This is a genomic window from Croceivirga lutea (assembly GCF_014235875.1).
GTDB lineage: Bacteria > Bacteroidota > Bacteroidia > Flavobacteriales > Flavobacteriaceae > Croceivirga > Croceivirga lutea.
Genome location: NZ_JACJUK010000003.1, coordinates 447,082 through 471,779, shown reverse-complemented (window position 1 = coordinate 471,779; position 24,698 = coordinate 447,082). Strand labels below are relative to the sequence as shown.

Sequence of the window (24,698 nt, the reverse complement as noted above, 5' to 3'; positions counted from 1 at the left end):
GAAATTTCGTTTCACAGAGCTTTGAACTACGCTATTTTCCTACCTTTGCGGTTCAAATTTCGTTGATGACAGATTCAAAAAAATCGCTCAATTTTATAGAGCATATTATCGAAGAAGATTTAGGTACTACGCATAAAAAAGAAGAGTTGCGTTTTAGGTTTCCGCCAGAACCAAATGGATATTTACATGTAGGTCACGCAAGCTCTATTTGCTTAAATTTTGGTTTAGGTGAACGTTATAATGCACCAGTTAATTTAAGGTTTGATGATACAAATCCTGCCAAAGAAGAAAAAGAATATGTAGATGCTATAAAGAGAGATGTAGAGTGGTTAGGATATACGTGGGACAAAGAATGTTATGCATCTGATTATTTTCAGCAGCTTTATGATTGGGCAATTTTGTTAATAAAAGAAGGAAAGGCTTACATAGACAGTCAGTCATCTGACGCTATTGCTCAGCAAAAAGGAACTCCTACAGAACCCGGGGTCGAAAGTCCTTACAGAAATCGTTCTGTAGAAGAAAATTTGAGCCTTTTTGAAGGGATGAAAAATGGCGAATTTAATGAAGGGGAACATGTGTTAAGAGCAAAAATAGATATGGCATCTTCTAATATGTTGATGCGAGACCCAATTATGTACAGAGTAATTAAAAAAGACCATCATAGAACGGGTTCTGATTGGTGTATTTACCCAATGTATGATTGGACTCACGGACAATCAGATTATCTAGAACAGGTTACCCACTCTTTATGTACGTTAGAATTTCTACCTCATAGAGAGCTTTACAATTGGTTTTTAGACCAGTTGTATGACAATACATCTATAAGACCAAAGCAACGAGAATTTGCCCGTAGAAATTTAAGCCATACCGTAGTAAGTAAAAGAAAATTATTAAAGTTAGTAGAGGAGGAGATAGTTAGCGGTTGGGACGACCCTAGAATGCCTACCATTTCTGGTATGAGAAGAAGGGGATATCCTCCTGCTGCCATAAGAAATTTTGCAGACACAGTAGGTATCGCTAAGCGGGAGAATCTTGTAGATGTATCTTTATTAGAATTTCATGTTAGAGATGAATTAAACAAGACATCACCACGAATAATGGCAGTAGTAAACCCCCTAAAACTTGTAATAACAAATTATCCAGAGGATAAGGAAGAGTGGTTAGAAGCAGAAAACAATCCGGAGGATGAGTCTGCAGGGTCAAGAAAAGTGCCTTTTACGAGAGAATTATATATAGAAAAAGAAGATTTTAAAGAGGAAGCAAATAAAAAATTCTTTAGACTTAAACTTGGTGGAGAGGTACGCCTAAAAAACGGCTACATAATTAAGGCTGAAAGTTGTACAAAGGATGAGAATGGTGCTATTACAGAGGTTCAATGTACTTACGACGAATTAAGTAAAAGTGGTAGTGGAACACCTGAAAGTTTACGAAAAGTAAAGGGCACATTACATTGGGTTAGCACTAAACATGCATTTGAGGCAGAAGTAAGAATATATGATAGACTTTTTGCTGATGAAAATCCAGATGGTCATAAAGACAAGGATTTTATGGAATTTGTTAATCCAGATTCTTTACAGGTGATAAAAGGTTTTGTAGAGCCTTCTGTAAAAAATGCAAAACCAGGGGATCAATTTCAATTTCAACGAAAGGGATATTTTAATGTTGATATAGATTCTACCAATGAAAAATTAATTTTCAATAGAACAGTTCCTTTAAGAGATAGTTGGGCAAAAATTAAAGAATAAGTAAAATATATTTTTACGCTCCATATCTATAGATATTAATTATTTTTATGAGCTTTTCTGAGTCAGTTTTATGGCCTTAATATGTTTTCTTAAATAAACCGACTGGAACGCCCTAATAAAGCTCTTAAAAGCTCTTAAATTACGTTTTTAACTAAAAAAGCGCCCTAACTAATATGTTAGGACGCTTTTTTTATTATTGAGTTTAAAATTTAGGATTCTTTATCTTTTTTCTTTTGAAGTTTCATTGCTTCTCCAATTTGATTACTTGCTGTAAAGGAAGCCACCATATTGTTTAACATATCACTACCTGCCTGTGGTGAATTCGGAAGTAAAATTAAATTAGTGTTTGTTTCTTCTCCTATAGATTGTAACGTATCATAATGTTGAGTAACTACAATAAGTGCTGATGCTTCTTGAGAATTTATTCCTACTTTGTTAAGTACTTCGACAGATTCTTCTAAACCTCTAGCAATTTCTCTTCGTTGATCAGCGATACCCTGGCCTTGTAATCTTTTACTTTCTGCTTCTGCTTTTGCTTTCTCAACAATTAAAATTCTTGCGGCATCACCTTCAAATTGTGCCGCTATTTTTTCCCTTTCAGAAGCGTTAATTCTATTCATTGCGGCTTTTACTTGAGCATCAGGGTCAATATCTGTAACTAGAGTTTTAATAATATCGTAGCCATACTCCGACATGTATTCTTGCAACTCACGTTTAACAGCAATGGCAATATCATCTTTTTTTACGAAAACATCGTCTAATTTCATTTTAGGTACTTCAGCACGAACTACATCAAAAACAAAGGAAGTAATCTGATCGTGCGGATATTCAAGTTTGTAAAATGCATCATAAACCTTTTCTCTAAGTACAACATATTGTACGGATACTTTTAGTTTAACAAAAACATCATCAAGGGTTTTGGTTTCTACCAAAACATCTAATTGTTGAATTTTTAAAGTTACTTTGCCAGCTATTCTATCAACCAAAGGAACTTTCATCTGGAGACCTGAGTTTCGAATACTCTGAAATCGACCAAATCGTTCTATAATTACGGAGGTCTGTTGTTTTACAATGAAGAAAGATGCAAAAAGAATAAGCAGCCCAAAAAAGACTAACGGAATAAGATAAAAGTTACCCATGATTACCAGTGTTTAGATTAAGATTTTATTATTAGTTGTTATATTTTAGTATTTGTTACAAGCATTCTATTGCTATCTGCAATCTTTTTAGTGATTCTTCTTTACCAATCATTTCAATAATATCAAATAAGTGAGGACCTTTTAGGTCGCCTACGATAGCTAAACGTAGTGGTGGCATTACTTTACCAAAAGACAATTCGTCTTTTGTTATCCAGTTTTTGATGTTCTCCTCTATTACTTTTGATGAAAATGGCTCAGTTGAATTGAGTATAGCTAAAGCTAGTTGCATTAAGGAAGCCGTGTTTTCTTTCCAATGCTTTTTACGTGCTTTTTCTGAAAATTCCTCTGGCGCTTTAAAAAAATAATCACTTAATTCCCAAAAGTCACTAACAAAAACTGCACGTTCTTTTATTAAGTTAACAACACTTTCTGTGTATGCTAAGCTAGGTATTTTAGTTAAGGATTTATTCTCTTTTAGTAACTCAAAAAATTCTGAGGTTAGTTCGGCATTTGGTTTTCGTTGTAACCACTGTTGATTGTACCATTTTGTTTTGTCTGGATCAAAACGTGCGCCAGATTTATTAACTCTATCTAACTTAAAAGCCTGGGTAAGTTCTTGTAACGAAAACATTTCTTGTTCTGTACCGGGATTCCAACCTAAAAAGGCAAGAAAATTTACCACACTTTCGGGAAAATAACCAGATTCTTTGTAACCCTTTGAGTCCTTCCAGCTTAGGGGAAATACTGGGAAGCCACCTTTTTCACCATCTCTTTTACTCAGTTTACCTTTACCAGTAGGTTTTAAAATTAATGGCAAATGAGAAAAGCTTGGTTTTTTCCATCCAAATGCATCATACAATAGGTGGTGTAGCGCTAAACTTGGTAACCATTCTTCTCCTCTAATAACATGTGTAATTTCCATTAAGTGGTCATCTACAATATTGGCTAAGTGATAGGTTGGTAAACCGTCGTTCTTAAATAATACCTTATCATCCAGGGTAGAAGTATCGATTTTTATTTCACCTCTAATTTCATCTTGTAAAGTTAGTTCTTGTTTTTCCGGTGATTTAAAACGAATTACATAAGGTGTACCTGTAGTTAATTTATTATCAACTTCTTCTTTAGTTAAGCTTATTGAGTTGGTTAATTTCTCTCTATTATGCCAATTATAGATAAAGGTTTTACCTTTTTCTTCATGATCTTTTCTATGCCCATCTAACTCTTCTGGGGTATCAAATGCATAATACGCTTTTCCCTCTTTTATAAGTTGTTCAGCATATTTTTTGTAGATATTTTTTCTTTCACTCTGACGATAAGGCCCAAATGCACCACCCTTTGTAGGTCCTTCATCAATGGTTAGACCGATCCATTCTAGTGATTGAATTATGTAATTTTCAGCTCCTTCAACAAATCTGTTTTGATCAGTATCTTCAATCCGTAAAATAAATTTACCATTGTGTTTTTTAGCGAATAAATAATTAAATAATGCGGTACGCAGACCACCAATATGTAACGGCCCTGTAGGGCTAGGGGCAAAGCGTACTCGAATTGATGAACTCATAAATTAAATTTTTGCAAAGATACAATAAGCATAGAGCCCTTTTAGTTACAACATTAAGTGTATTACATAACTTTTAACGGTTAATTAGTTCAAGACTTACAGTATTAATTATATCTTGAAGTTGTCTAGTGTAATTATATGGCTCAATTCAATTTAATTTTAGAAAAACTTAATCAATTCATTAAAAAATATTACACCCTTAGGCTATTAAAAGGGTTGTTTTTATTTCTAACGTTAGCAACATTAATTTGGCTCGTGTTCACTGGTGTAGAATATTTTTTATGGTTAGGCAAAACAGGAAGACTTTTGTTATTGGTTTGTTTAGTATTGATAGAAGGCTTTTTGTTATATCGTTTTATACTAACACCTTTATTCTATTTAATTAGTCTTAAAAGGGGAATTAATTACAAAGAAGCCTCATTATTAATCGGCCAACATTTTAAAGAGGTAGATGATAAACTCTTTAATTTAGTGGAACTTTCCTCTAATAGCAAACAATCTGATTTGTTGCTGGCATCTATTAATCAAAAATCCAAACAATTAAGTAGAATCAATTTTAACTTGGCGGTTGACTTCCGTGATAGTTTACGGTTTGCAAAATACCTTTTAATTCCAGCTCTAATAATTGGTGTTTTGTGGATTGGGGGGTATGTTTCTAATTTTATAGAATCTTATAATAGAATTAAAAATTATGATTTAGCCTATACTCCTCCAGCGCCATTCACCTTTATGTTAGAAAACAATAAACTTCATTTTTTAGAGGGTGAAGAGGTAGAAATAAAGCTGTCGACAAAAGGCAAAGTTCAACCCTCACAATTGTATTTAGTTTATGAAGGTAATAGGTACCTCATGGCTAAGTCTAGCAATCTGTTTACCCATAATCTTGTTGAACCTTCAACGGGGTCATTTTATTTTGAAGCTGAAGGATTTAATTCAAGAACTTATAATCTAGTAATTGGAAGTGTTCCAAGAATAACTGACTTTTCCATTCGGCTTGTTTATCCTATATACCTAAATAAAGAAAACCAAACTATTTCTGGTACTGGTAATACAGAGGTGCCTGAAGGAACTTTAATCAATTGGCAATTTAAAACTAGTAATACAGACAAAATAGTCTTTATAGATTCAGACTCTATAGCTGCTTTTAATAAGGATGAAAATAATTTTAGTTTTCAAAAACGGGTATATTCAAATACGGATTATCAAGTAAGTACATCAAACAATAATGCTGCTAATTACGAAAGTTTGAATTATTCTGTTTCTGTGATAAAAGACAAGTTTCCGAATATAGAAGTAACTCTTAAAAAAGATTCTTTGACCTTTAATAGGCTGGATTTTCAAGGTACAGTTTCCGATGATTACGCTGTTAAAGAGATAGCTTTATGGTACTATCCTTTAAATAACCCTAGTTCAAAAAAGAAAAAGGTATTAAGCAAGCTTAATTCAACTGTAGGGTCTTTTGCCTATCAGTTTCCTTCTGGTTTGAATATAGATAAAAGTGGAGATTATGAACTTTATTTTGAGGTAAAAGATAATGATGGTATTCATGGCGGTAAAGTTTCAAAAAGTCAGACCTATAGAACTTCATTGTTTAATCAAAATGAATTAGAAGAAAAAGAACTAGATGCTTATAAAACTACCGTCAAACAATTCGATAATGAAATTTCTAAGGCAAATGAGCAACATAGTGTTCTAAAGCAACTTAATGAGAAACAAAGTCAATCAGAAAGTTTAGATTATGAAGACAAACAGGAAGTAAAAAAGTTTTTAGAAAGTCAGCAGAATCAAGAAGCGTTGATGAAAAAGTTTAGTAAAAATTTAAAAAAGCAAATTGAAAAAACCGAAAGCGCTAATGAATTTAATCAGTTGTTAAAAGAAAGGCTGGAAAGGCAAGAAATGGAAGCTGAAAAAAACCGAAAGCTTTTAGAGGAATTAAATAAAATTGCTGATAAAATAGACAAAGAAGAATTAAAATCGAAACTTGAAGAGCTGTCTAAAAAACAGAGTAGTGGTAAAAGAAATTTAGAACAATTGTTAGAGTTAACAAAGCGATATTATGTAACAGAAAAGGCCAATCAATTGGCAAAGAAATTAGAAGATTTAGCAAACAAACAGGATAAATTATCAAAGACAGACAACCTATTAAATAGTGAGAAAATTAAAAATACTCAAGAACAATTAAATAATGATTATAATAAATTAAGCAAGGAACTTAAAGAATTAAAAGAGGAGAATGAGGAATTAAAAAAACCCTTGAGTATTGCTATAGATGAAGATTTACAAGAGCAGGTGAAGCAGGAACAAAAGGAATCTCTAAGTTACATGGGCAAAGATATTGACTCAGAGAGTTCAAGTAAAACAAAAGAAAAAGATAAAGAAAAGAGTGCTTCAGATAAGATGAAGTCTGCTGCTCAAAAGATGAAACAATTGGGCAATGGTTTGCAACAGGCGGCAGCCATGGGTGGCGGTTCAAGTATTACTGAAGACGCTGAGATGTTACGTCAAATTTTAGATAATTTAGTAACATTTTCTTTTCAACAAGAGGAATTGTTTGACAAAGTAAGCGCATCTGGTTTCATAGAAAATGAAACGTCTTTCGTTGTAAGAAAACAACAAGATTTACGGGGGTTGTTTGAACATGTAGACGATAGTTTGTTTGCGCTTTCTTTAAGACAACCTGATTTATCAGAATTTGTGAATGAACAAATAACAGAGGTGTATTATAATATAGATAAATCCTTGGACAATATTACAGAAAATCAGATTTTTCAAGGCGCTTCGTACCAGCAATACGTCTTAAATGCAGCTAATAGCTTGAGTGAATATTTGGCTAAACTTTTAGACAACATGCAGCAAAGTATGATGTCTGGTAATGGTTCTGGTCAAGGAAGTCAAGATGGGTTTCAATTGCCAGACATTATTAAAGCACAACAACAATTAAAGGAAAAAGCTGGTAATGCTCAGGGTAATGGCAAAAAAGAGGATACTGGTGAGGGTAAGCAAAGTGGTACTAAAGCTGCGGATAAAAAAGGTGATGGTAAAGAGAGTGGCAAATCATCTAAAGGTGATGCCAAGAATGGACAAAACGGAACTGGAGGCGATAATTCCAAGTTAAATTCTAAAAAGGAGAATAGTGGTATTGGTGTTTCTGAAAATAATTTAGAAGAGTTATATGAAATATATAAGGAACAACAACAAATTAGGTCGATGCTAGAAAAGCAGTTAAAAAATTTTATTAATGCATCAGATAAAAATCTTGCTAAAAAGTTAACGCTACAAATGGAGGCATTTGAAAACGATTTGTTAGAAAATGGGATAACGCAATCCACCAGAAATAAATTAAATACCATACAACATCAGTTATTAAAACTTGAAAATGCCGCATTAAAACAAGGTCGAAAAAAGAAGAGGGAAAGTGTATCAAACACCAAAGAATTCGATAATTCTCTAAGAAGAAGTTTATTGCCCAAATCTGATGGTTCACCACTAATAGAAATTTTAGATAGACAAGCACTACCTTTGCAGCAGAATTTGCAAAAAAAGGTGAAAGGTTATTTTGAAAACCGAGATTAATTTTGAGTATTTGGTAGACTTCCGTTTAGAGAATGAAGCTCAGTATAGGAAATGGTTGGGTGATTGTGCTAGCTTTTATAACAAACACGTGAGTAAACTATCTTATGTTTTTTGTAGCGATGATTATCTATTAGAAATCAATAAAAGTTTTTTAAACCATGATTATTTTACCGATATAATAACTTTTGATGATTGTAAAGGAAATAGAATTTATGGCGACATAATAATTTCTGTGGATAGAGTAAAAGAGAATGCTGATTTGTTTGAGGTTGATTTTAGGACAGAACTTAAACGCGTTATGGCGCATGGGTTATTGCACCTGTTGGGATATAAAGATGCATCGGATGATGAAAAAAGAACAATGAGAAGAAAAGAAGTTGAATTTATTAAACTGTTCCACGTGGAACATTAGCTATATGTTCGGAGAAAAATATGACGTTATCGTGGTAGGCGGCGGTCATGCAGGCGCGGAAGCGGCTGCTGCCGCCGCGAATTTGGGCTCAAAAACGCTTTTGGTGACAATGAATCTTCAAAACATTGGTCAAATGAGCTGTAATCCCGCCATGGGTGGTATCGCAAAGGGTCAAATTGTTAGAGAAATTGATGCACTTGGCGGTTACAGCGGAATTGTAACCGACAAATCAGCCATACAGTTTAAAATGTTGAACAAATCTAAAGGACCAGCTATGTGGAGTCCTCGCGCGCAAAATGATAGAATGCGTTTTGCAGAAGAATGGCGATTGGCTTTAGAAAGAACAGCCAATTTGGATTTTTATCAAGAAATGGTTTCTGGTCTTTTGATACAAGATAATAATGTTGTAGGCGTAAAAACTTCGCTAGGAGTAGACATTTATAGTAGGTCTGTAGTACTTACCAATGGAACGTTTTTAAATGGGTTAATTCATATAGGTGAAAAACAGTTTGGAGGAGGTAGAGCAGGAGAACGTGCAGCAACTGGTATTACAGAACAATTAGTAGATATTGGTTTTGATACCGGTCGAATGAAAACTGGTACACCGCCAAGGGTAGATGGAAGATCGTTGAATTTCGAAGTTATGATACCGCAGCCCGGTGATGAAAAACCCGAAAAATTTTCCTACATAGATACCACAAAGTTAAGTACACAGCGAGATTGTCATATGACGCATACAAGTACAGTTGTGCATGATTTATTGCGTGAGGGTTTTGATAGATCACCAATGTTTAATGGCAGTATTCAAAGTATCGGTCCAAGGTATTGTCCTTCTATAGAAGACAAGATTAATAGGTTTGCAGAAAAGGATAGACATCAATTATTTGTTGAACCAGAAGGTTGGAATACAGTGGAGTATTATATAAATGGTTTTTCAACTTCTCTACCAGAAGATGTTCAGTATAAAGCCTTGAAATCAGTTAAAGGATTTGAAAATGTGAAATTCTTTAGACCGGGTTATGCAATTGAGTACGATTACTTTCCACCAACGCAGTTAAAACATACACTAGAAACAAAACTAGTTAACAATCTTTATTTTGCCGGTCAAATCAATGGCACCACAGGTTATGAAGAAGCTGCATCACAAGGATTAATGGCGGGTATAAATGCGCATTTAAAATTAAAAGAGAAAGAACCATTTATATTAAAAAGAGACGAAGCTTATATTGGTGTATTGATTGATGATTTAATTACTAAAGGCACAGAAGAACCGTACAGAATGTTTACGTCTAGAGCTGAATATAGAACCTTATTAAGGCAAGATAACGCTGATTTACGCTTAACTCCCAAAGGATTTGATATAGGTCTAGCTAAAGTTGATAGGCTTAAGCGTATGGAAGAAAAGCACAAAGAAGCTTCTAATTTTGTTGATTTCTTTAAGAAAACAAGCTTCAAACCTGAAGAAATGAATACTATTCTAGAAGAAGTTGGCACGGCCAAAGTATCGCAGGCAGATAAAATGTTTAAGGTTTTTTCTCGCCCAAAGGTGACAATGAACCATATGTTGAAATTAGAAGAGGTTTCTAACTATGTAACAAACAATGGGTTAGATACAGAAGTTTTAGAGCAAACAGAAATTCAGGTCAAATATTCAGGTTATATTGAAAAGGAAAAAAACAACGCAGATAAGTTACATCGGTTAGAAAATGTTAAGATTCCTTCTAATTTTGACTACGCTAAACTAAAGTCACTTTCGTATGAGGCAAGAGAGAAATTACAAGAAATTCAACCAGTAACTATTTCTCAGGCCTCACGTATAAGTGGAGTGTCTCCATCAGATATAAGCGTGTTGCTGGTCTATTTAGGTAGATAAATTGGGGTTCCACGTGGAACAAGGTATATAATTAAGTAGATTCTGTTGAAAGAACATATAGTCACCAAAGATTATTTTAAGTCCAAAGAAGTATTTAAGTTGTTAAAAAACAACGATTTAGACATGTTATGTACTAATCCTGTACCAGATAATTTATCAACATACTACGATAGCGAAGATTACATTTCGCACACAGATAAAAAACAAGGTTTGTTTTCTTGGCTTTACCAGAAAGTTAAAGAGTTTTCTATTAATCGTAAGGTTTCGCTAATCAATAGATTTAAGTCTGCTAATAATAGAATTTTAGATATTGGTGCTGGTACTGGGGATTTCCTTCTTAAAGCTAAAAACAGTGGCTGGCAAATTAAAGGGGTTGAGCCAAATGCCACAGCCTTAAAACACGCTGCTAATAAAGGTTTAGAACTAGAATGTTCTCTAGAAAATGTATCAAACGAATATTTTGACGTAGTAACTCTTTGGCATGTTCTGGAACATTTGCCCAATTTAGAAGCACAAATAGATGGTTTAAGTAAATTGGTCAACCCCGGTGGGGGTTTGGTGATAGCCGTTCCAAACTATAATTCTTATGATGCAAAATATTATAAGGAATATTGGGCAGCTTATGATACTCCGAGGCATTTATGGCATTTTTCTAAGTCTTCTATTAAAAAATTATTTGAGCCAAAAGGTTTTGAAGTTGTAGAGATTAAACCTATGTATTTTGATTCATTTTATGTGTCTATGTTATCAGAAAAATATAAGGGGAATAGATTCATTTGGCTTAGAGGAGGCATAATTGGCTTACTATCAAATATTAAAGCCCTTTTTTCAGGTGAATATTCTTCATTGATTTATGTATTGCGAAAAAAGTAAATTTTAAGTGCATAAGCCGTACTCTATTTTATATTTTAGCGCGGCAATTAAAATTAAAATAATGAAAAAATTAGGTGTAGCATTTTTACTGTTAAGCTTAGCAGCTTGTCAACAACAAAAAATAGGGTTTGTAGACAATGTAGAATTAATGGACGGCTATCAGGAAAAGGCTGATATTGAAGAAAAATATAAGAAAAGGGCAGAGGTTTTAACCAAAAAGGGTGATAGCCTATCTAAGGCCATTCAAATTGAATATCAAGATTTACAAAGTAAAGGTCTTTCTCAACGAAAAATGCAAGAGCAATTAGGCGCACTACAGCAGAAAAGTCAGATTGTTGGGCAGCAGTTTCAACAAGAAGAAAGAGAAATACAATTGGCTGGTCAAACAGAAATGGATAGTGTTATTAAAAAAGTAAAGAAAGAAATAAAAGCTTTTGGGGAGGCCAATGGTTATACTTATATTCTTGGTGGAGGTGAAGGCGGCAGTGTGCTTTACGGAAAAGATACTGACGATTTAACAGAAGAAATACTTAAAATTCTTAATGACAAGTATACAAAGTAGTCGTTTTGATTTTTAATGAAATTTAAGGCCTCGTTTAGAGGCCTTTTTAGTTTATTGTAATAAAAACACTAAAAAGGATGTAGCGATTAAGTGAATTACAATTGTTTTAGCACCATCATAGTCTTTAGCGATTCGTTGCCCTACTAAGAGCATTAAAAGGGTTAGAGACGCCAACAAGGCAGCATAAAACCCTATTGTAGTGGTGTTGTAAAGTAAGATGTGCACAAAGCCTGCTATGCTTAGCAAACCTGTAACTACCTCAAATATTGTGATGACACCAAGTAAAGAGGGAACTACGTTGTTAAATGGTGTTTTTGAAAAATGCTCTTTTAACCAAGATAAATTGCCTTTCCATTCTATAATTTTGTCGATACCACTTTGTAGAAAAACAATAGTTATCATAAGTAATAATATAAGCTCAGCTGCTTTATCTAAATGTATGTGCATAATGTAAATTATTGAGCCTTTGAGTGTAAAAGGCGAGTTAGTTTAATGGATAAATCTGTAAAAATAAGTTTAGAATTACCATTACGTTCAATATGATAATTTGCGTTTTCTAATTCGGTATAGATTTGTTGTATATTATTCTCATGAACAAATGGAGCAAATTTAGAAAGGTCAAAACCTTCTTCGTGCATTCTTGCATAAACTAATTCTTTTGCTCCATAATTTAGTAAAAGAGCCTGTCTAAAAATGCTTTCACAATACGAAAGAAAGTTTTTTTGTGTCTCTCGTCCATATTTAGCTAACTCTTCGCTCCAAAGTATAAGATCATGAATTGCGGATTTGTTTCCTTTTGCTTTAAAGGCTGTTCTTACCCATTGTACAAACCATTTTTCAAAAACCAAATCTTCTGATCGGTTTGCAGCTAAATCAAAGGCTTTATTTAAGTTTCCATTAGCCTCATGAGCAATTTGTGTAGCTTTTGTTTCATCTAGCCCTCTTTTTGTTAACGCCTTGGCAATTAGGGCTTCAGGTATCGGAGGAAAGTGTAATATTTGACATCGAGACCGAATGGTATTTATTATTTTTTCTTCATCTTCTGCAATTAGTATAAGTACCGTTTTTTCTGGCGGTTCTTCTATCAACTTAAGTAACTTATTGGATGCGGCTGTATTAATACGGTCAGCCATCCATATTAACATTACCTTATAACCACCTTCATAAGACTTAAGGCTTAGTTTGCGTAAGATACTTTGAGATTCGTCAACGCCTATTTGACCTTGTTTTTTTTCAATTCCAATATGCTGGTACCAGTCAAATAAATTTCCGTAAGGTTGTTGATTTAAGAACTCTCGCCATTCATTTAAAAAATCATCACTTATAGCATGACTTTTTACTTTGTCAGAATTAGCTACTGGAAAAATAAAATGTAAATCTGGATGGGTATACGAATTACATTTAGCATTACATGCTTCATTTATTCCTTGGTTTTCTCCATTTGAGTTTTGGCATAGTAGGTATTGAGCATAGGCAATAGCTAAAGGTAAAGTGCCAGAACCTTCTGGGCCAATAAATAGCTGGGCATGCGGTATTCGGCCAGAATCTGCAGAATATACCAAATGTTTTTTTAAGTGCTCTTGTCCTATTATTTTACTAAACAACATTGAACAAATATAACTTTTATATAAGAGCTTTTCATTGCATTAGATAATGCTGAGATTTTGAAATTTAGCCTTTTGCTAACGTTACATAGAAATGGGAATTCTTTACATTTGAAAATTCAACTAAATACACACGCATGAAAACTATTGAAGACTTCAATTTTGAAAATAAAAAAGCATTAATTCGAGTAGATTTTAATGTACCTCTTGATGGAGATCTAAATGTTACTGATGAAAGTAGAATCGTTGGTGCAAAACCATCTATACTTAAGGTTTTAGAAGATGGAGGCAGTGCAATTTTAATGAGTCATTTAGGTAGGCCTAAAGGACAGGTTAAGGAGGATATGTCTTTAAAGCATATCGTAAATAAAGTTTCTGAAATTATAGGTGTTCAAGTAAAATTTGTGGATGATTGCGTTGGTGAAAAAGCAGAAGCAGCAGCTTCAAGCTTAGAAAATGGTGAAATACTACTTCTTGAAAACTTAAGATTTTATGCTGAAGAAGAAAATGGTGATAAAGCTTTTGCTGAAAAATTATCAAGATTAGGAGATATTTATATTAATGATGCTTTTGGCACTGCCCATAGAGCACATGCATCTACAACCATTGTGGCAGATTTTTTCCCTGAAAATAAGTGTTTTGGTTATTTATTGGCAAAAGAAATTAATGCTATTAAAACAGTAATGGAAACTGGTGAAAAACCCGTAACTGCTATTCTTGGAGGAGCTAAAGTTTCTTCTAAAATTACCATCATAGAAAATATACTTGATAAAGTTGATAATCTAATTATTGGTGGAGGTATGACGTATACTTTTATAAAGGCACAAGGCGGCAAAGTTGGGGATTCTATTTGTGAAGACGATAAAATGGAACTGGCATTAGAAATATTACAAAAAGCTAAAGAAAAAAACGTTTCTGTTCATTTACCGGTAGATGTTATTGCCGCTGATGATTTCAGTAATGATGCCAACACTCAAGTTGTAGATGTAGACAAAATTCCTGATGGATGGCAAGGCTTAGACGCAGGTCCAAGAACCTTAGACAGCTTTAAAGAAGTAATTTCCACTTCCAAAACTATACTTTGGAACGGACCTGTAGGCGTTTTTGAAATGGAGAGCTTTGCAGATGGTACTAAAGCTGTTGGTAATGCCATTGATTATGCTACCAAAGGCGGTGCATTTTCATTAGTAGGGGGTGGTGATTCAGTTGCTGCAGTTAAACAATTTGGATTTGAAAACAAAGTGAGCTACGTTTCTACTGGTGGTGGTGCTATGTTAGAGAGCTTAGAAGGAAGAGTTTTACCTGGTATAGCGGCAATTTTAAGTTAATTTTCGACTGTAAATCTTAAATTTTACACCTTAAGGCATATTTTTTTTCGTATTTGGTTAAAATAGTGCATTTTCGTTGGCCATCAAATTGTTAACGACATAGTTAGCCATGAATAGAACTATTTTAACCAATTATTTTTGTTTAGTATGTTTTGCTTTTTCTTTTGCTCAGCAACAAGATTCAACTGAAGTAAAAAACACAATTACCGTATTAGATACTATACAAACTAAAGCTTCTAGCAAACCAATGCTAGATGCAGAGGAACCTATTGTTATTGAACAATCGCAAAAAGAGTTTAAACTTCAAGACTTAGCAAAAGCTTACACATATGATAGTTTGTGGCTGGCTAAGTTGCACGAAAGCAGACAGCTTTTCTTTGAAATGAACTCTATAGTTCATAACACTGGTGAGCTAGAAGAAGAATTCAATAAACTACCAACAGATACACTAAAGGCAAGATTGGCCTACCTGAATTCTAAAACTCCCTTTAATATTGAATATAATCCGCATTTAGAAAGTGTAATCAACTACTTTTTAAAGAAGAAAAGGCCTTTAATGGAAAAAATGCTTACGGTTAGTCAGTTCTATTTTCCACTTTTTGAACAAGAACTAGATAATTACGACTTACCATTAGAACTAAAATATTTAGCTATTGTAGAGTCTGCGTTAAACCCAAAAGCAAGGTCTAGAGTAGGGGCAAAAGGGCTTTGGCAATTTATGTTTGCTACTGGCAAACAATACGGTTTAGATGTAAGTAGTTATGTAGATGAGCGTAACGACCCAATTTTGGCAACTAAATCGGCTTGTGAATATTTAGGCGTTTTACACAGCATTTTTGGTGATTGGGATTTGGCACTTGCCGCCTATAATTCTGGTCCTGGAAATGTAAACAAAGCTATACGTAGATCAGGAGGATATCGAAATTATTGGAATCTAAGAATGTTTTTGCCACGAGAAACAGCAGGTTATGTGCCCTCTTTTTTAGCTACAATGTATTTGTTTGAATATGCAGATGAGCATGGATTAAAAAAAGAGTTAGCAGAAAGACCTTATTTTGAAACAGATACGGTTCATGTGAAGCAAACAATTTCTTTTAATCAAATTCAGAATTTACTTGGTATATCTGTTGAAGAGTTAGCGGAATTAAACCCCGCATATAAATTAAATGTGATTCCAAAAGTTGATGGCAAAAACTATGCATTACGTTTACCTAGAAAGCATTTAGGGCAATTTGTAAGTAACGAAGAGGCTATTTACGCTTTTGTGGCTCAAGAAAATGAAAAACAGGAAGAACCATTGCCGGAGTTAGTTGAAGCACCAAATAGCATACGTTATAAAGTTAAGAGCGGAGATTATTTAGGTAAAATAGCAGAACGTTACGGCGTAGGTGTAAGTCAAATAAGAAGATGGAATGGCTTACGCAGTAATAACCTTAAAATAGGTCAACGGTTAACAATTTATCCAAGAAAACCGGTCGTAGCCAAGACAGTTACAAGTAAATCTAATGGAAAAACAAGAGCTAAGGTTGTATTGCCGTCTGACCCTTCAAAAATTCATATTGTTGAAAGTGGAGATTCTTTATGGACAATCTCAAGAAAGTATCCTGGTATCTCAATAGATAACTTAAGAAAATGGAATGGTTTAGAAAACAATAAGCTTAAACCAGGAACTAAACTTAGATTGTGTGATTGTTCCTCTTAAGAATGATTTCTTTCTATTCTTAATCAGTTTACGCAATCAAATACATGGTTGACTCAATTTAACTTGGTTTTATACAGATAAATGCGCTAGTTTTCTTTTATTTGGTTGTAGTTAGTTCAACTAAATTTTGAAAATGAAAAAATTGTGTGTTCTTATTTGTATGGGTGTATTGGCTTTCTCTTGTAATGAGAAAAATCAAAAAGAACGGTTTTTACCTTCTTCAACAGGTGCTGTAAACTCCCTTATGGTTGTTATGGATAGTGACTTGTGGCAGGGAGAGGTTGGAGACCGCGTAAGAGAACATTTTGCGCAACCTGCCTTGGGTTTATCTCCAATACAGCCAATTTTTACAATAACACATGTACCGCCACCTGTTTTTAGTGGAGCGGTTACGCATTCTAGGTCAATCTTATTTTTAGAAAAAGACAGCTTGTCTTTAGGTCACGTAAAAACAGATGTTTATGCAAGTCCACAGAAAATTGCAGTTGTAAAGGGAACCAGCAACGCTGAAATTTTATCAAATCTAGATGCTGTTGCTTCAAATGCAATAGCATCATTTCAGGCTACAGAATTAGAAGGTGCCCAAAAACGATTTAGACGTTCCTTAAATCAAGAAACCGCATTAAAAGAAGAGTTTGGGATTAATTTAGATATACCATCTGCTTATAAGGTGGGTAAGCATGAAGATAATTTTGTATGGATTGACAGACAAATACCAAAAGGTACATTAAATATTATTGCCTATAGCATGCCATCCGAAAGCTTTTCAAACGATAGCACTTTTGTTGCTGATATTGTAAAAATGCGGGATTCAATTGGTAAAAAATATGTTCCTGGACCATATGAAGATACCTATATGGTTACAGAAAAAGCTTTTTCGCCATACTTGTTTCCTGCTGAAATAGGAGGCAAAAAAGGAGCATTGGCTAAGGGCATGTGGGAAATTAATGGTTATCCAATGGCGGGCCCATTTTTAACCTACATTATAAATGATAAAGCTAGTAATAGAAAACTTGTTTTAGAAGGTTTTGCATTTGCCCCTTCAACGGTAAAAAGAGATTACATGTTTGAGTTAGATGCCATTTTACAAACGGTTAAATGGACTAATAATCAAGAATAATAAACTCTGAACGTCTATTAATTCTGTGAGTTTTTCTATCGCAAACTACGCCGTCTGAACACTCATTTAATAACTGTTCTTCACCGTAACCCGTAGCACTAACAATTAGCTCAGGAGAAATGCCTTGAGATACTAGGTAATCTTTTGTTGCATTTGCTCTTTTTTGTGATAACCATTTGTTGTAAGATGCTTTACCCCTGCTATCTGTATGAGATTCAATTTTAATCTTCATATTAGGAAACTGCTCCCATAACACTAAAAGCTCATCCATCTGTGCTTTTGCTGTTTCAGAGATTAAATGTTTATCGAATCCAAAGTAAATCATGTTTTGCTTCAGGATAGGTTTTACGTTAGTTTCGAGTACAGGTGCTATTTCTAGCTTATTAGGTATGTCTTCAACTAACTCTTCATTCTCTACAACCTCTGTGCCACCCTTAAACATCCTAATATTGATATTTTTTTCTGGGATATCTGTAAAAATGGTCAAAGGTGTTGATACTTTATAGTCAACGTGCTCCGCAATCAAAACGTAGTTATAGTATTGATATAGTCTTGTAAATTCAAAACTTCCTAAATCATCACTTTCAATTTTACCAATGAATTTCTCATTTTCATCAAAAATTTTAATGACAGCGTTTCTAACCACTTCGCCCGTCTCATCATCAGAGACAACACCGATTATAGTAGTTGGTATTTTTTCTGCAGCTAGTGATTTTTCAACAGCTGTAAGGTCTTTTTTCATTACTAAAGCATTCTTTACGATTGCTTTATCTATGGTTGATATTGAAGGGTCGTATACTGAACTTTTTCCAATGGCGAAATAGTAAATATCTTCACCACCTTTTCCGCCATCTCTATTTGAAGCAAAGTACCCACTGTTATTATCGGATTTTAAAACATATGAAAAGTCATCTTTGTCGCTATTAATTGGAGCTCCCATATTTACGACTGGAGTAAATTTGCCGTTAATGTATTCTGATTTATAAATATCTAGTCCACCCACTCCTAATTCCCTGTTAGAAGAAAAATATAAAGTACTACCATTAAAGTAAGGAAATAGCTCCTTTTGCCCGGAGTTTACTTCTTCACCTAGGTTTTCTGGCTCAGAAAATGTACCGTCTTTGTTAATTGTAACCATATACAAATCTGTTTCTCCCAAACTAGATTCTCTGTCTGAAACAAAAATCATTTTTGAACCATCAGGTGAAATAGTTGCATGGGCGTTTGAGTATTTATTGCTGTTTAGCGATAATTCTCTGGGCTTAGACCATTTATTTTTCTCAAAATTGGATTTGTATATTTTTAGGAGCTTTGCTTTTTCACCGTCAGCTTTTTTAATTTTCTTGTTGGTATTTCTGGTAAAATACATGGTGTTACCGTCCGGAGAGAAAGCAACACTTGCCTCTTGAAATTTAGAATTAATAGTATTTGAAAGTTTTTCTATTTCTTCAACTTTATATTCTTCATCTAAAACAGTTCCCTTGAATAAATCTATTTGTACATCTGAGCGACCTGTTTTCTCTTTAGTGCTTCTATCAGAAGCAAAAATCAATTCTGTACCATTTAGTATAATTGGTGCAAATTCTTTGTCAGCAGTATTGCTACTAAGGTTTTCTAAAACCTTAATGCCATCTTTACTTTGAGCAAGCGCGTTTGTTTTATTACTGCTGTTTAAATAAACAGTTTTCCACTTTTTTTGGAGTAATGTATTTAATTGAGCGGCTTTTTGATTTCTACCAGTGGATTTTAAGATTTTTGATAACTTATATATAGTTTCGTTAGTCATGGAGTCACCTTGAATTTCTTCAAGCTTTTCATACCATTTAGCGGCTTTATCCATAGCGCCAGATAAATAGTTGGCATCACCTGCCATTTGAATCATATCTACAGTAGGGGCAATATTTTTATTTGCTATGGCCTTATCAAATAACCTTGCAGACTGGGCAAATCTCATTTTGTTAAAACTTGCCTCTGCAGATAAATATAATCTATTAGTGTAGTCTACTGCACTTTCAAAATCTCTTTGCGCATATTCATCATAAAAAGTTTCTGTTGCTGTATCTTCATCTTCAAATTCTAGAGAAGTAACTTGCCCATTTGCTAAAAAGCTACACAACAGCCAAAATAAAATCGCTCTTACATTCATCATAGTTTACTTTATGGGGGCTTGAGATAATTGTTGTTTTAATCACATTATCGAAAGTAGATTCTATTTGTAGAACTAATAAAAATATGTTGTGAAAGGAATAGAACTGTAGGTTAACGCTTAGTTATTGTAAATCTTAATTTGAATGGTGTCAAAAGCTTGAAAATCAAACTGCAAGAAATGTACTACAAACTATTCGCGATAGATTATTATTTCTGAACGTCTATTAAGTCTATGAGCTTGCTCTCTACAATTGGTATTATCATCGCAACCATTAACTAACTTTTCTTCACCATAGCCAATAGCTTTAATAATTCTATCTGTTTGTATGCCGTGTTCAAGTAGATAGTTTTGCGTGCTTTCTGCTCTTCTTTCTGAAAGTTTTTGGTTGTAAAGGTTACTACCTCTACTATCTGTATAAGATGCAATTTCAATACGCATGTTAGGGTATTGTTGTTTAAGAGCTAGTATCTCTTGTAGGTTTGCTATGGCTTCATTATTTAGTTTTGAACTATCAAAATCAAAATATATATTTTCCTTTCCTACTAGTAATATTTCAGGCGTTGGCATTGTTTTCAAAGGCACATCAGCCATTACCCGCTTTTGGTCAGCTATATATACTGATTGGTTTGTTTGTAAATATTGCTCTGAAGTTGTTTTTATGGTGTATGACTTGTGTTGCTCTAAGTTTTTAAATGTAAATACTCCAGAGCTAGTTGTGGTTGTTGTTTCTAAAAGATTATTATTATCATCATACAACTCAATTTCTACACCTTCAATTTTGTCTCCAGAGATTTGCTCATAAATATTACCTACTATAGCACTAAAAGATTTTGCTTTTTTATGTAAATAAAAATGATAAATATCGTCGTCTCCTTTACCTCCTTTTCTATTGGAGGCAAAATATCCTTTTTCATTATTTTCATCTACTACAAATGAAAAATCATCTCTATTACTATTAAATTTTTCACCAAGATTTATAGGATTGCTATACTTGTTTTCAACAAAATTTGAAATGTATACATCTAATCCACCAAAGCCATCCGCTTTATTAGAAGAAAAATAAAGTCTATTATTGGACACAAAAGGGAACATTTCTTTGTCTTTACTATTGACTTCTGCACCTAAATTTATAGGCTCTGAATATGTTCCGTCGTCTAAAATGTTTACCTGATAAATATCGGTTTCTCCATAGCCTCCTGGCATATCTGAAACAAAATATAATTTTTTGCCATCTAAGGATACAGTAGGATGACCCACAGAGTAATTATCACTATTAAACGGAACACGTTCTGGTGTAGACCAATTACCATCTATTAATTTAGAAACAAATAGATTTAAGTGATTGGTTCCTTTTTTGTCTTTACGAAGTTTCTTCTTGTAATTGTTTCTTGTAAAGAAGATTGTTTTACCATCTGGTGTAATGGCTAAAGCAGCTTCATGAAATTTAGAATTAATATTAGAAGAAAATTTTCTCACATTTTGTAGCTCCTTGTTTTCTTGATTTTCATCAGCGGCATATAAATTTAAAAAAGGTTGATTATTTCTTTTATACCGTCTGGTTTTTAGAAAACCAGAGTCTCTAGCTGAAGCAAATACAACTTTGTTTTTAGCAATATATGTGGGACTAAAATCAGAGTATTTGCTATTAGATTTTAAATTCTTTACAACATATTCGTTTTGAAAAATGGGAGAAAAATCTTTAACTGACTCTGTAAGTTTTTCTTTAGTTATAGATCGTAATATGGTTTCTGCCTCTTTTACCTGACCAACAGCTTTTAATGTGTGTATGTAATTAAGTTTAGCTTCTAGACTTGCCGTTTCTTTAAACTTGCCAAAAAGAATATTATACCAAAAGTTAGCATCTTCATAAGCGTTTAATTCATACAAACACTTGCCTAGACGTTCTAAATTCTCTTGACTTTGTAAGCTTTCGTATTGTTCTAAAGATTGAATATAAAGTTCTGCAGCTTTAACATACCAATTGTTTTCAAAATAGTAATTAGCATCTTCTAACCAACGTTGCGGTCCTCTAGAAAAAATAGATTTACTAGAAGATTCTGCAATAGCACTGTTCGATTGTAATTCTGACTCATCTATATCTAGTGATGTAATTGTCTGACCTACAACCGTGTGTGATAAGAAACTTAATATTATGACAAATAACAACCTCATTATTTTTTGTTTGAGGAACTTCCCTAAACTATTTGATGCGGGAAACTAGGGAGCTAAAGTACTATTACACCAAAGTGTTTAATACTTTTTGTTGTGAAATGTAAAATAAGAAGTGTAAACTAATGATTTAGAGGGTTGTGTTTTGTGTAAAGAAGTTTAAAAAGAACACTAGTTCTATTTTTTATGAATTATTATCTTCTAATTTTTCATCTTCTTTAGAGGCATCTTTAAATTCTTTAATACCACTACCAAGCCCTCTCATTAATTCTGGAATTTTTTTTCCTCCGAATAACAATAGCACAATTACAACTATTAGTGCAATTTGCCAAGGTCCAATCATACCTAAAAACATCATAATTCAATTAATTATAGAATGTAAAAATACAAAACAAAGTTATGGATAGTAGAGGAATAAACGTATTATGAGAAAAAAAGTATAGATTTTACCTTAAATATTTCTTAACAACTTTTGCCTATGCGTTCAAATTAAATTCTAAGTATATCTTTGTTGCTTATGGCAAAGAAGGTCAAAAAGGGTAAGCGTATTAAAAAGAAGTTACTTCATAAGTATCGTTTGGTAATATTAAATGAGAGCACCTTTGAAGAAAAAATTTCCTTTAAGCTCAGCCGTCTTAATGTTTTTGTGTCTGGAACACTATTTATTATAGTTTTGATAGGGTTGACTACTTTATTAATTGCTTTTACGCCATTACGTGAGTATATTCCAGGATATTCGTCGACCCGTTTAAAAAGACAAGCAACTGCCCTTACTTATAAAACTGATTCACTGGTAACTGTTTTAAATTATACCAATAAGTATTTAGACAATGTAAGAAAGGTTTTAAGAGGTGAAATTGAAAATAGTGTAGCTAATAGAGATTCGCTGTTTGCTGAATATAAACTCGACCCTTCAACTGTTGATTTAAGACCTATTAAAGAAGACTTGCAATTAAGACAAGAAGTAGAATTAGAAGATAAATATAATCTTTTCGATAGAGAAGGAGATACAAAATCACTTATCTTGTTTCCACCTGTTACTGGAACTATTTCTAATAGTTTTGATGCAGAAAAAAAACACTTTGCTGTTGATGTTGTAGCCAAAGCTAATAGTCCAGTAAAGTCAGTAGCAAACGGTAGGGTTATTTTTGCCGAGTGGACATCCCAAACAGGGTACGTAATATTGGTTGAACACAAAGACGGTTTGCTATCGGTTTACAAGCACAATAGTTCTTTAAATAAAGTACAAGGAGATGTAGTTGTCGCCGGAGAAGTTGTGGCTAGTGTTGGTAATACTGGTGAATTAACGACTGGGCCGCACTTGCATTTTGAATTATGGTTCAACGGCACTCCAGTAAACCCCGTTGATTATATAGATTTTAATTAAAATGTCTTTAAAATCACTAGCAGCTAAAGTCTTTGCCTCAAGAATTGCAAAAAAAGACGCAAAATGGATTAACAGTCCAGTTAAAGCACAACAACAAACCTTTCAGCATTTAATTGCCGAAGGTGCCACAACCAAGTTTGGTAAAGACCATAACTTTGGTAGTATAAAATCCCACGACGATTTTGTATCAAAAGTTCCCATTAGAGATTATGAAGATGTAAAGTCTTATGTGTCTCTAATTAAGGACGGACAGAAAGATGTTCTTTGGCCAGGATTACCGCTTTATTTTGCAAAAACTTCAGGTACTACATCAGGGGCAAAATATATACCCATAACTGAATCTTCAATTAAAAATCAGGTCAACGCTTCTAGAAATGCCATCTTAAATTACATTCACGAGACGGGTAATTCTAAATTTGTTGATGGTAAAATGATATTTCTTCAAGGAAGCCCTATTCTCGATACAGACGGAATAATAAAAACTGGAAGATTATCCGGTATTTCCGCTCATTACGTTCCTAACTATTTGCAAAAGAATAGACTACCTAGTTGGGAAACCAACTGTATTGAAGATTGGGAAACAAAAGTTGACAAGATAGTTGAAGAAACTATAAACCAAGATATGACTGTTATTGCAGGTATTCCGTCTTGGGTGCAAATGTATTTTGAAAGACTTCAAAACAAATCAAATAAGAAAATAACCACCTTATTTAAAAACTTTCAATTGTTCATTTATGGAGGGGTAAATTATGAGCCCTATCGTTCTAGGTTCGAAGAACTAATGGGCAAAAAGGTTGATAGTATTGAACTGTTTCCGGCGAGTGAAGGCTTTTTTGCTTATCAGAATTCTCAAAAGGAGAAAGGAATGCTTCTATTGTTGAATTCTGGTATATTTTATGAATTTGTAAAGGCGGAAGAATTCTTTGATGACAAACCAAAAAGATATACCATTGGTGAAGTTGAGGTTGGCGTGAACTATGCTATGGTAATTAGCACAAATGCAGGACTATGGGCTTACAATTTGGGAGATACCGTTCAGTTTATTTCTACAAACCCCTATAAAATAATAGTCTCAGGAAGAATTAAACATTTTATTTCTGCATTTGGTGAACACGTAATTGCCAAAGAAGTTGAGCAAGCAATGAAAGAAGCTATTGAAGCTACAAATGCTATTGTAAGTGAGTTTACTGTAGCCCCTCAAACAAACCCAAATGGTGAGTTGCCGTATCATGAATGGTTTATAGAGTTTGAAAGAGAACCAGATGATTTAACCCTATTTTTAAAAACACTGGAATCTTCAATGAAGACACAAAACAGTTACTATCTTGATTTGATTGACGGTAAAGTGTTGCAGACTTTAAAAATTAGTAAGGTTGTTAAAAATGGTTTTTTGGAATACATGAAATCCAAAGGAAAACTTGGAGGGCAAAATAAAGTACAACGTTTAGCCAATGATAGAAGTGTTGTAGACAAGCTTTCAACCGTATAAAGAAATATTCTT

General features: G+C 33.6%; 18 protein-coding genes. 11 read left to right on the top strand and 7 right to left on the bottom strand.

Translation table 11 applies throughout. The features are described from left to right. The first annotated feature begins 65 nt into the window (after positions 1-65). Positions 66-1,745, top strand: a complete 1,680-nt coding sequence (locus tag H5V42_RS08395) for a glutamine--tRNA ligase/YqeY domain fusion protein (protein WP_185782691.1) — start codon at positions 66-68, stop codon at positions 1,743-1,745. Between the two features lie 209 nt (positions 1,746-1,954). On the opposite strand, the gene H5V42_RS08390 is transcribed toward H5V42_RS08395, so the two are convergent. Together H5V42_RS08390 and gltX are read right to left on the bottom strand one after the other, a co-directional pair. Beyond that, the gene (locus tag H5V42_RS08390; protein WP_185782690.1) at positions 1,955-2,884 is read right to left on the bottom strand and encodes an SPFH domain-containing protein; all 930 of its coding nucleotides are present in this window, start codon (positions 2,882-2,884) and stop codon (positions 1,955-1,957) included. Between the two features lie 55 nt (positions 2,885-2,939). Next, positions 2,940-4,445 carry a glutamate--tRNA ligase gene (gene gltX / locus H5V42_RS08385; protein WP_185782689.1) on the bottom strand — a complete coding sequence of 502 codons (1,506 nt, stop codon included), beginning with the start codon at positions 4,443-4,445 and terminating at the stop codon, positions 2,940-2,942. Between the two features lie 138 nt (positions 4,446-4,583). On the opposite strand from gltX, the gene H5V42_RS08380 reads away from it, so the two are divergent. The 5 genes from H5V42_RS08380 to H5V42_RS08360 all read left to right on the top strand — a co-directional run bounded on the left by H5V42_RS08380 (position 4,584) and on the right by H5V42_RS08360 (position 11,738). After that, the gene (locus H5V42_RS08380; protein ID WP_185782688.1) at positions 4,584-8,018 is read left to right on the top strand and encodes a DUF4175 family protein; all 3,435 of its coding nucleotides are present in this window, start codon (positions 4,584-4,586) and stop codon (positions 8,016-8,018) included. Then, the gene (ybeY, locus tag H5V42_RS08375; RefSeq protein WP_194336958.1) at positions 8,002-8,430 is read left to right on the top strand and encodes an rRNA maturation RNase YbeY; all 429 of its coding nucleotides are present in this window, start codon (positions 8,002-8,004) and stop codon (positions 8,428-8,430) included. The genes H5V42_RS08380 and ybeY overlap by 17 nt, the downstream gene beginning before the upstream one ends. Positions 8,431-8,434: 4 nt before the next feature. Beyond that, on the top strand, positions 8,435-10,303 hold the full coding sequence (gene mnmG / locus H5V42_RS08370) for a tRNA uridine-5-carboxymethylaminomethyl(34) synthesis enzyme MnmG (protein ID WP_185782687.1): 1,869 nt from the start codon (positions 8,435-8,437) through the stop codon (positions 10,301-10,303). A gap of 45 nt (positions 10,304-10,348) precedes the next feature. Then, on the top strand, positions 10,349-11,176 hold the full coding sequence (locus H5V42_RS08365) for a class I SAM-dependent methyltransferase (protein ID WP_185782686.1): 828 nt from the start codon (positions 10,349-10,351) through the stop codon (positions 11,174-11,176). 61 nt (positions 11,177-11,237) lie between these two features. After that, positions 11,238-11,738 carry an OmpH family outer membrane protein gene (locus H5V42_RS08360; protein WP_185782685.1) on the top strand — a complete coding sequence of 167 codons (501 nt, stop codon included), beginning with the start codon at positions 11,238-11,240 and terminating at the stop codon, positions 11,736-11,738. A 51-nt stretch (positions 11,739-11,789) separates the two neighbouring features. On the opposite strand, the gene H5V42_RS08355 is transcribed toward H5V42_RS08360, so the two are convergent. Together H5V42_RS08355 and H5V42_RS08350 are read right to left on the bottom strand one after the other, a co-directional pair. Then, on the bottom strand, positions 11,790-12,185 hold the full coding sequence (locus H5V42_RS08355; protein WP_185782684.1) for a DoxX family protein: 396 nt from the start codon (positions 12,183-12,185) through the stop codon (positions 11,790-11,792). Positions 12,186-12,193: 8 nt separating this feature from the next. Beyond that, positions 12,194-13,345, bottom strand: a complete 1,152-nt coding sequence (locus tag H5V42_RS08350) for a DNA polymerase III subunit (protein ID WP_185782683.1) — start codon at positions 13,343-13,345, stop codon at positions 12,194-12,196. A 134-nt stretch (positions 13,346-13,479) separates the two neighbouring features. On the opposite strand from H5V42_RS08350, the gene H5V42_RS08345 reads away from it, so the two are divergent. From H5V42_RS08345 to H5V42_RS08335, 3 genes are all read left to right on the top strand, one after another. Beyond that, positions 13,480-14,670 (top strand): phosphoglycerate kinase, encoded by a 1,191-nt coding sequence (locus H5V42_RS08345; protein ID WP_185782682.1) that lies wholly within the window; start codon positions 13,480-13,482, stop codon positions 14,668-14,670. A 109-nt stretch (positions 14,671-14,779) separates the two neighbouring features. Further along, the gene (locus H5V42_RS08340) at positions 14,780-16,372 is read left to right on the top strand and encodes a LysM peptidoglycan-binding domain-containing protein (RefSeq protein ID WP_185782681.1); all 1,593 of its coding nucleotides are present in this window, start codon (positions 14,780-14,782) and stop codon (positions 16,370-16,372) included. A gap of 133 nt (positions 16,373-16,505) precedes the next feature. Then, on the top strand, positions 16,506-17,492 hold the full coding sequence (locus tag H5V42_RS08335; protein WP_185782680.1) for a DUF4837 family protein: 987 nt from the start codon (positions 16,506-16,508) through the stop codon (positions 17,490-17,492). Here H5V42_RS08335 and H5V42_RS08330 read toward each other — a convergent pair. The 3 genes from H5V42_RS08330 to H5V42_RS08320 all read right to left on the bottom strand — a co-directional run bounded on the left by H5V42_RS08330 (position 17,476) and on the right by H5V42_RS08320 (position 22,168). Beyond that, positions 17,476-19,641: an OmpA family protein gene (locus H5V42_RS08330; RefSeq protein ID WP_185782679.1), complete on the bottom strand. Its 2,166-nt coding sequence runs from the start codon at positions 19,639-19,641 to the stop codon at positions 17,476-17,478. The genes H5V42_RS08335 and H5V42_RS08330 overlap by 17 nt on opposite strands. Before the next feature lie 189 nt (positions 19,642-19,830). After that, positions 19,831-21,813, bottom strand: coding sequence for an OmpA family protein (locus H5V42_RS08325; RefSeq protein ID WP_185782678.1), 1,983 nt, complete (start codon positions 21,811-21,813; stop codon positions 19,831-19,833). 181 nt (positions 21,814-21,994) lie between these two features. Further along, a complete protein-coding gene (locus tag H5V42_RS08320) occupies positions 21,995-22,168 on the bottom strand; it encodes a Sec-independent protein translocase subunit TatA/TatB (RefSeq protein WP_229665608.1) in 174 nt (57 codons plus the stop codon). Positions 22,169-22,327: 159 nt separating this feature from the next. On the opposite strand from H5V42_RS08320, the gene H5V42_RS08315 reads away from it, so the two are divergent. Both H5V42_RS08315 and H5V42_RS08310 read left to right on the top strand, forming a co-directional pair. Next, positions 22,328-23,197 (top strand): M23 family metallopeptidase, encoded by an 870-nt coding sequence (locus tag H5V42_RS08315; protein ID WP_185782677.1) that lies wholly within the window; start codon positions 22,328-22,330, stop codon positions 23,195-23,197. A gap of 1 nt (position 23,198) precedes the next feature. After that, positions 23,199-24,686, top strand: coding sequence for a GH3 family domain-containing protein (locus H5V42_RS08310; RefSeq protein ID WP_185782676.1), 1,488 nt, complete (start codon positions 23,199-23,201; stop codon positions 24,684-24,686). The last annotated feature ends 12 nt before the right edge of the window (positions 24,687-24,698 follow it).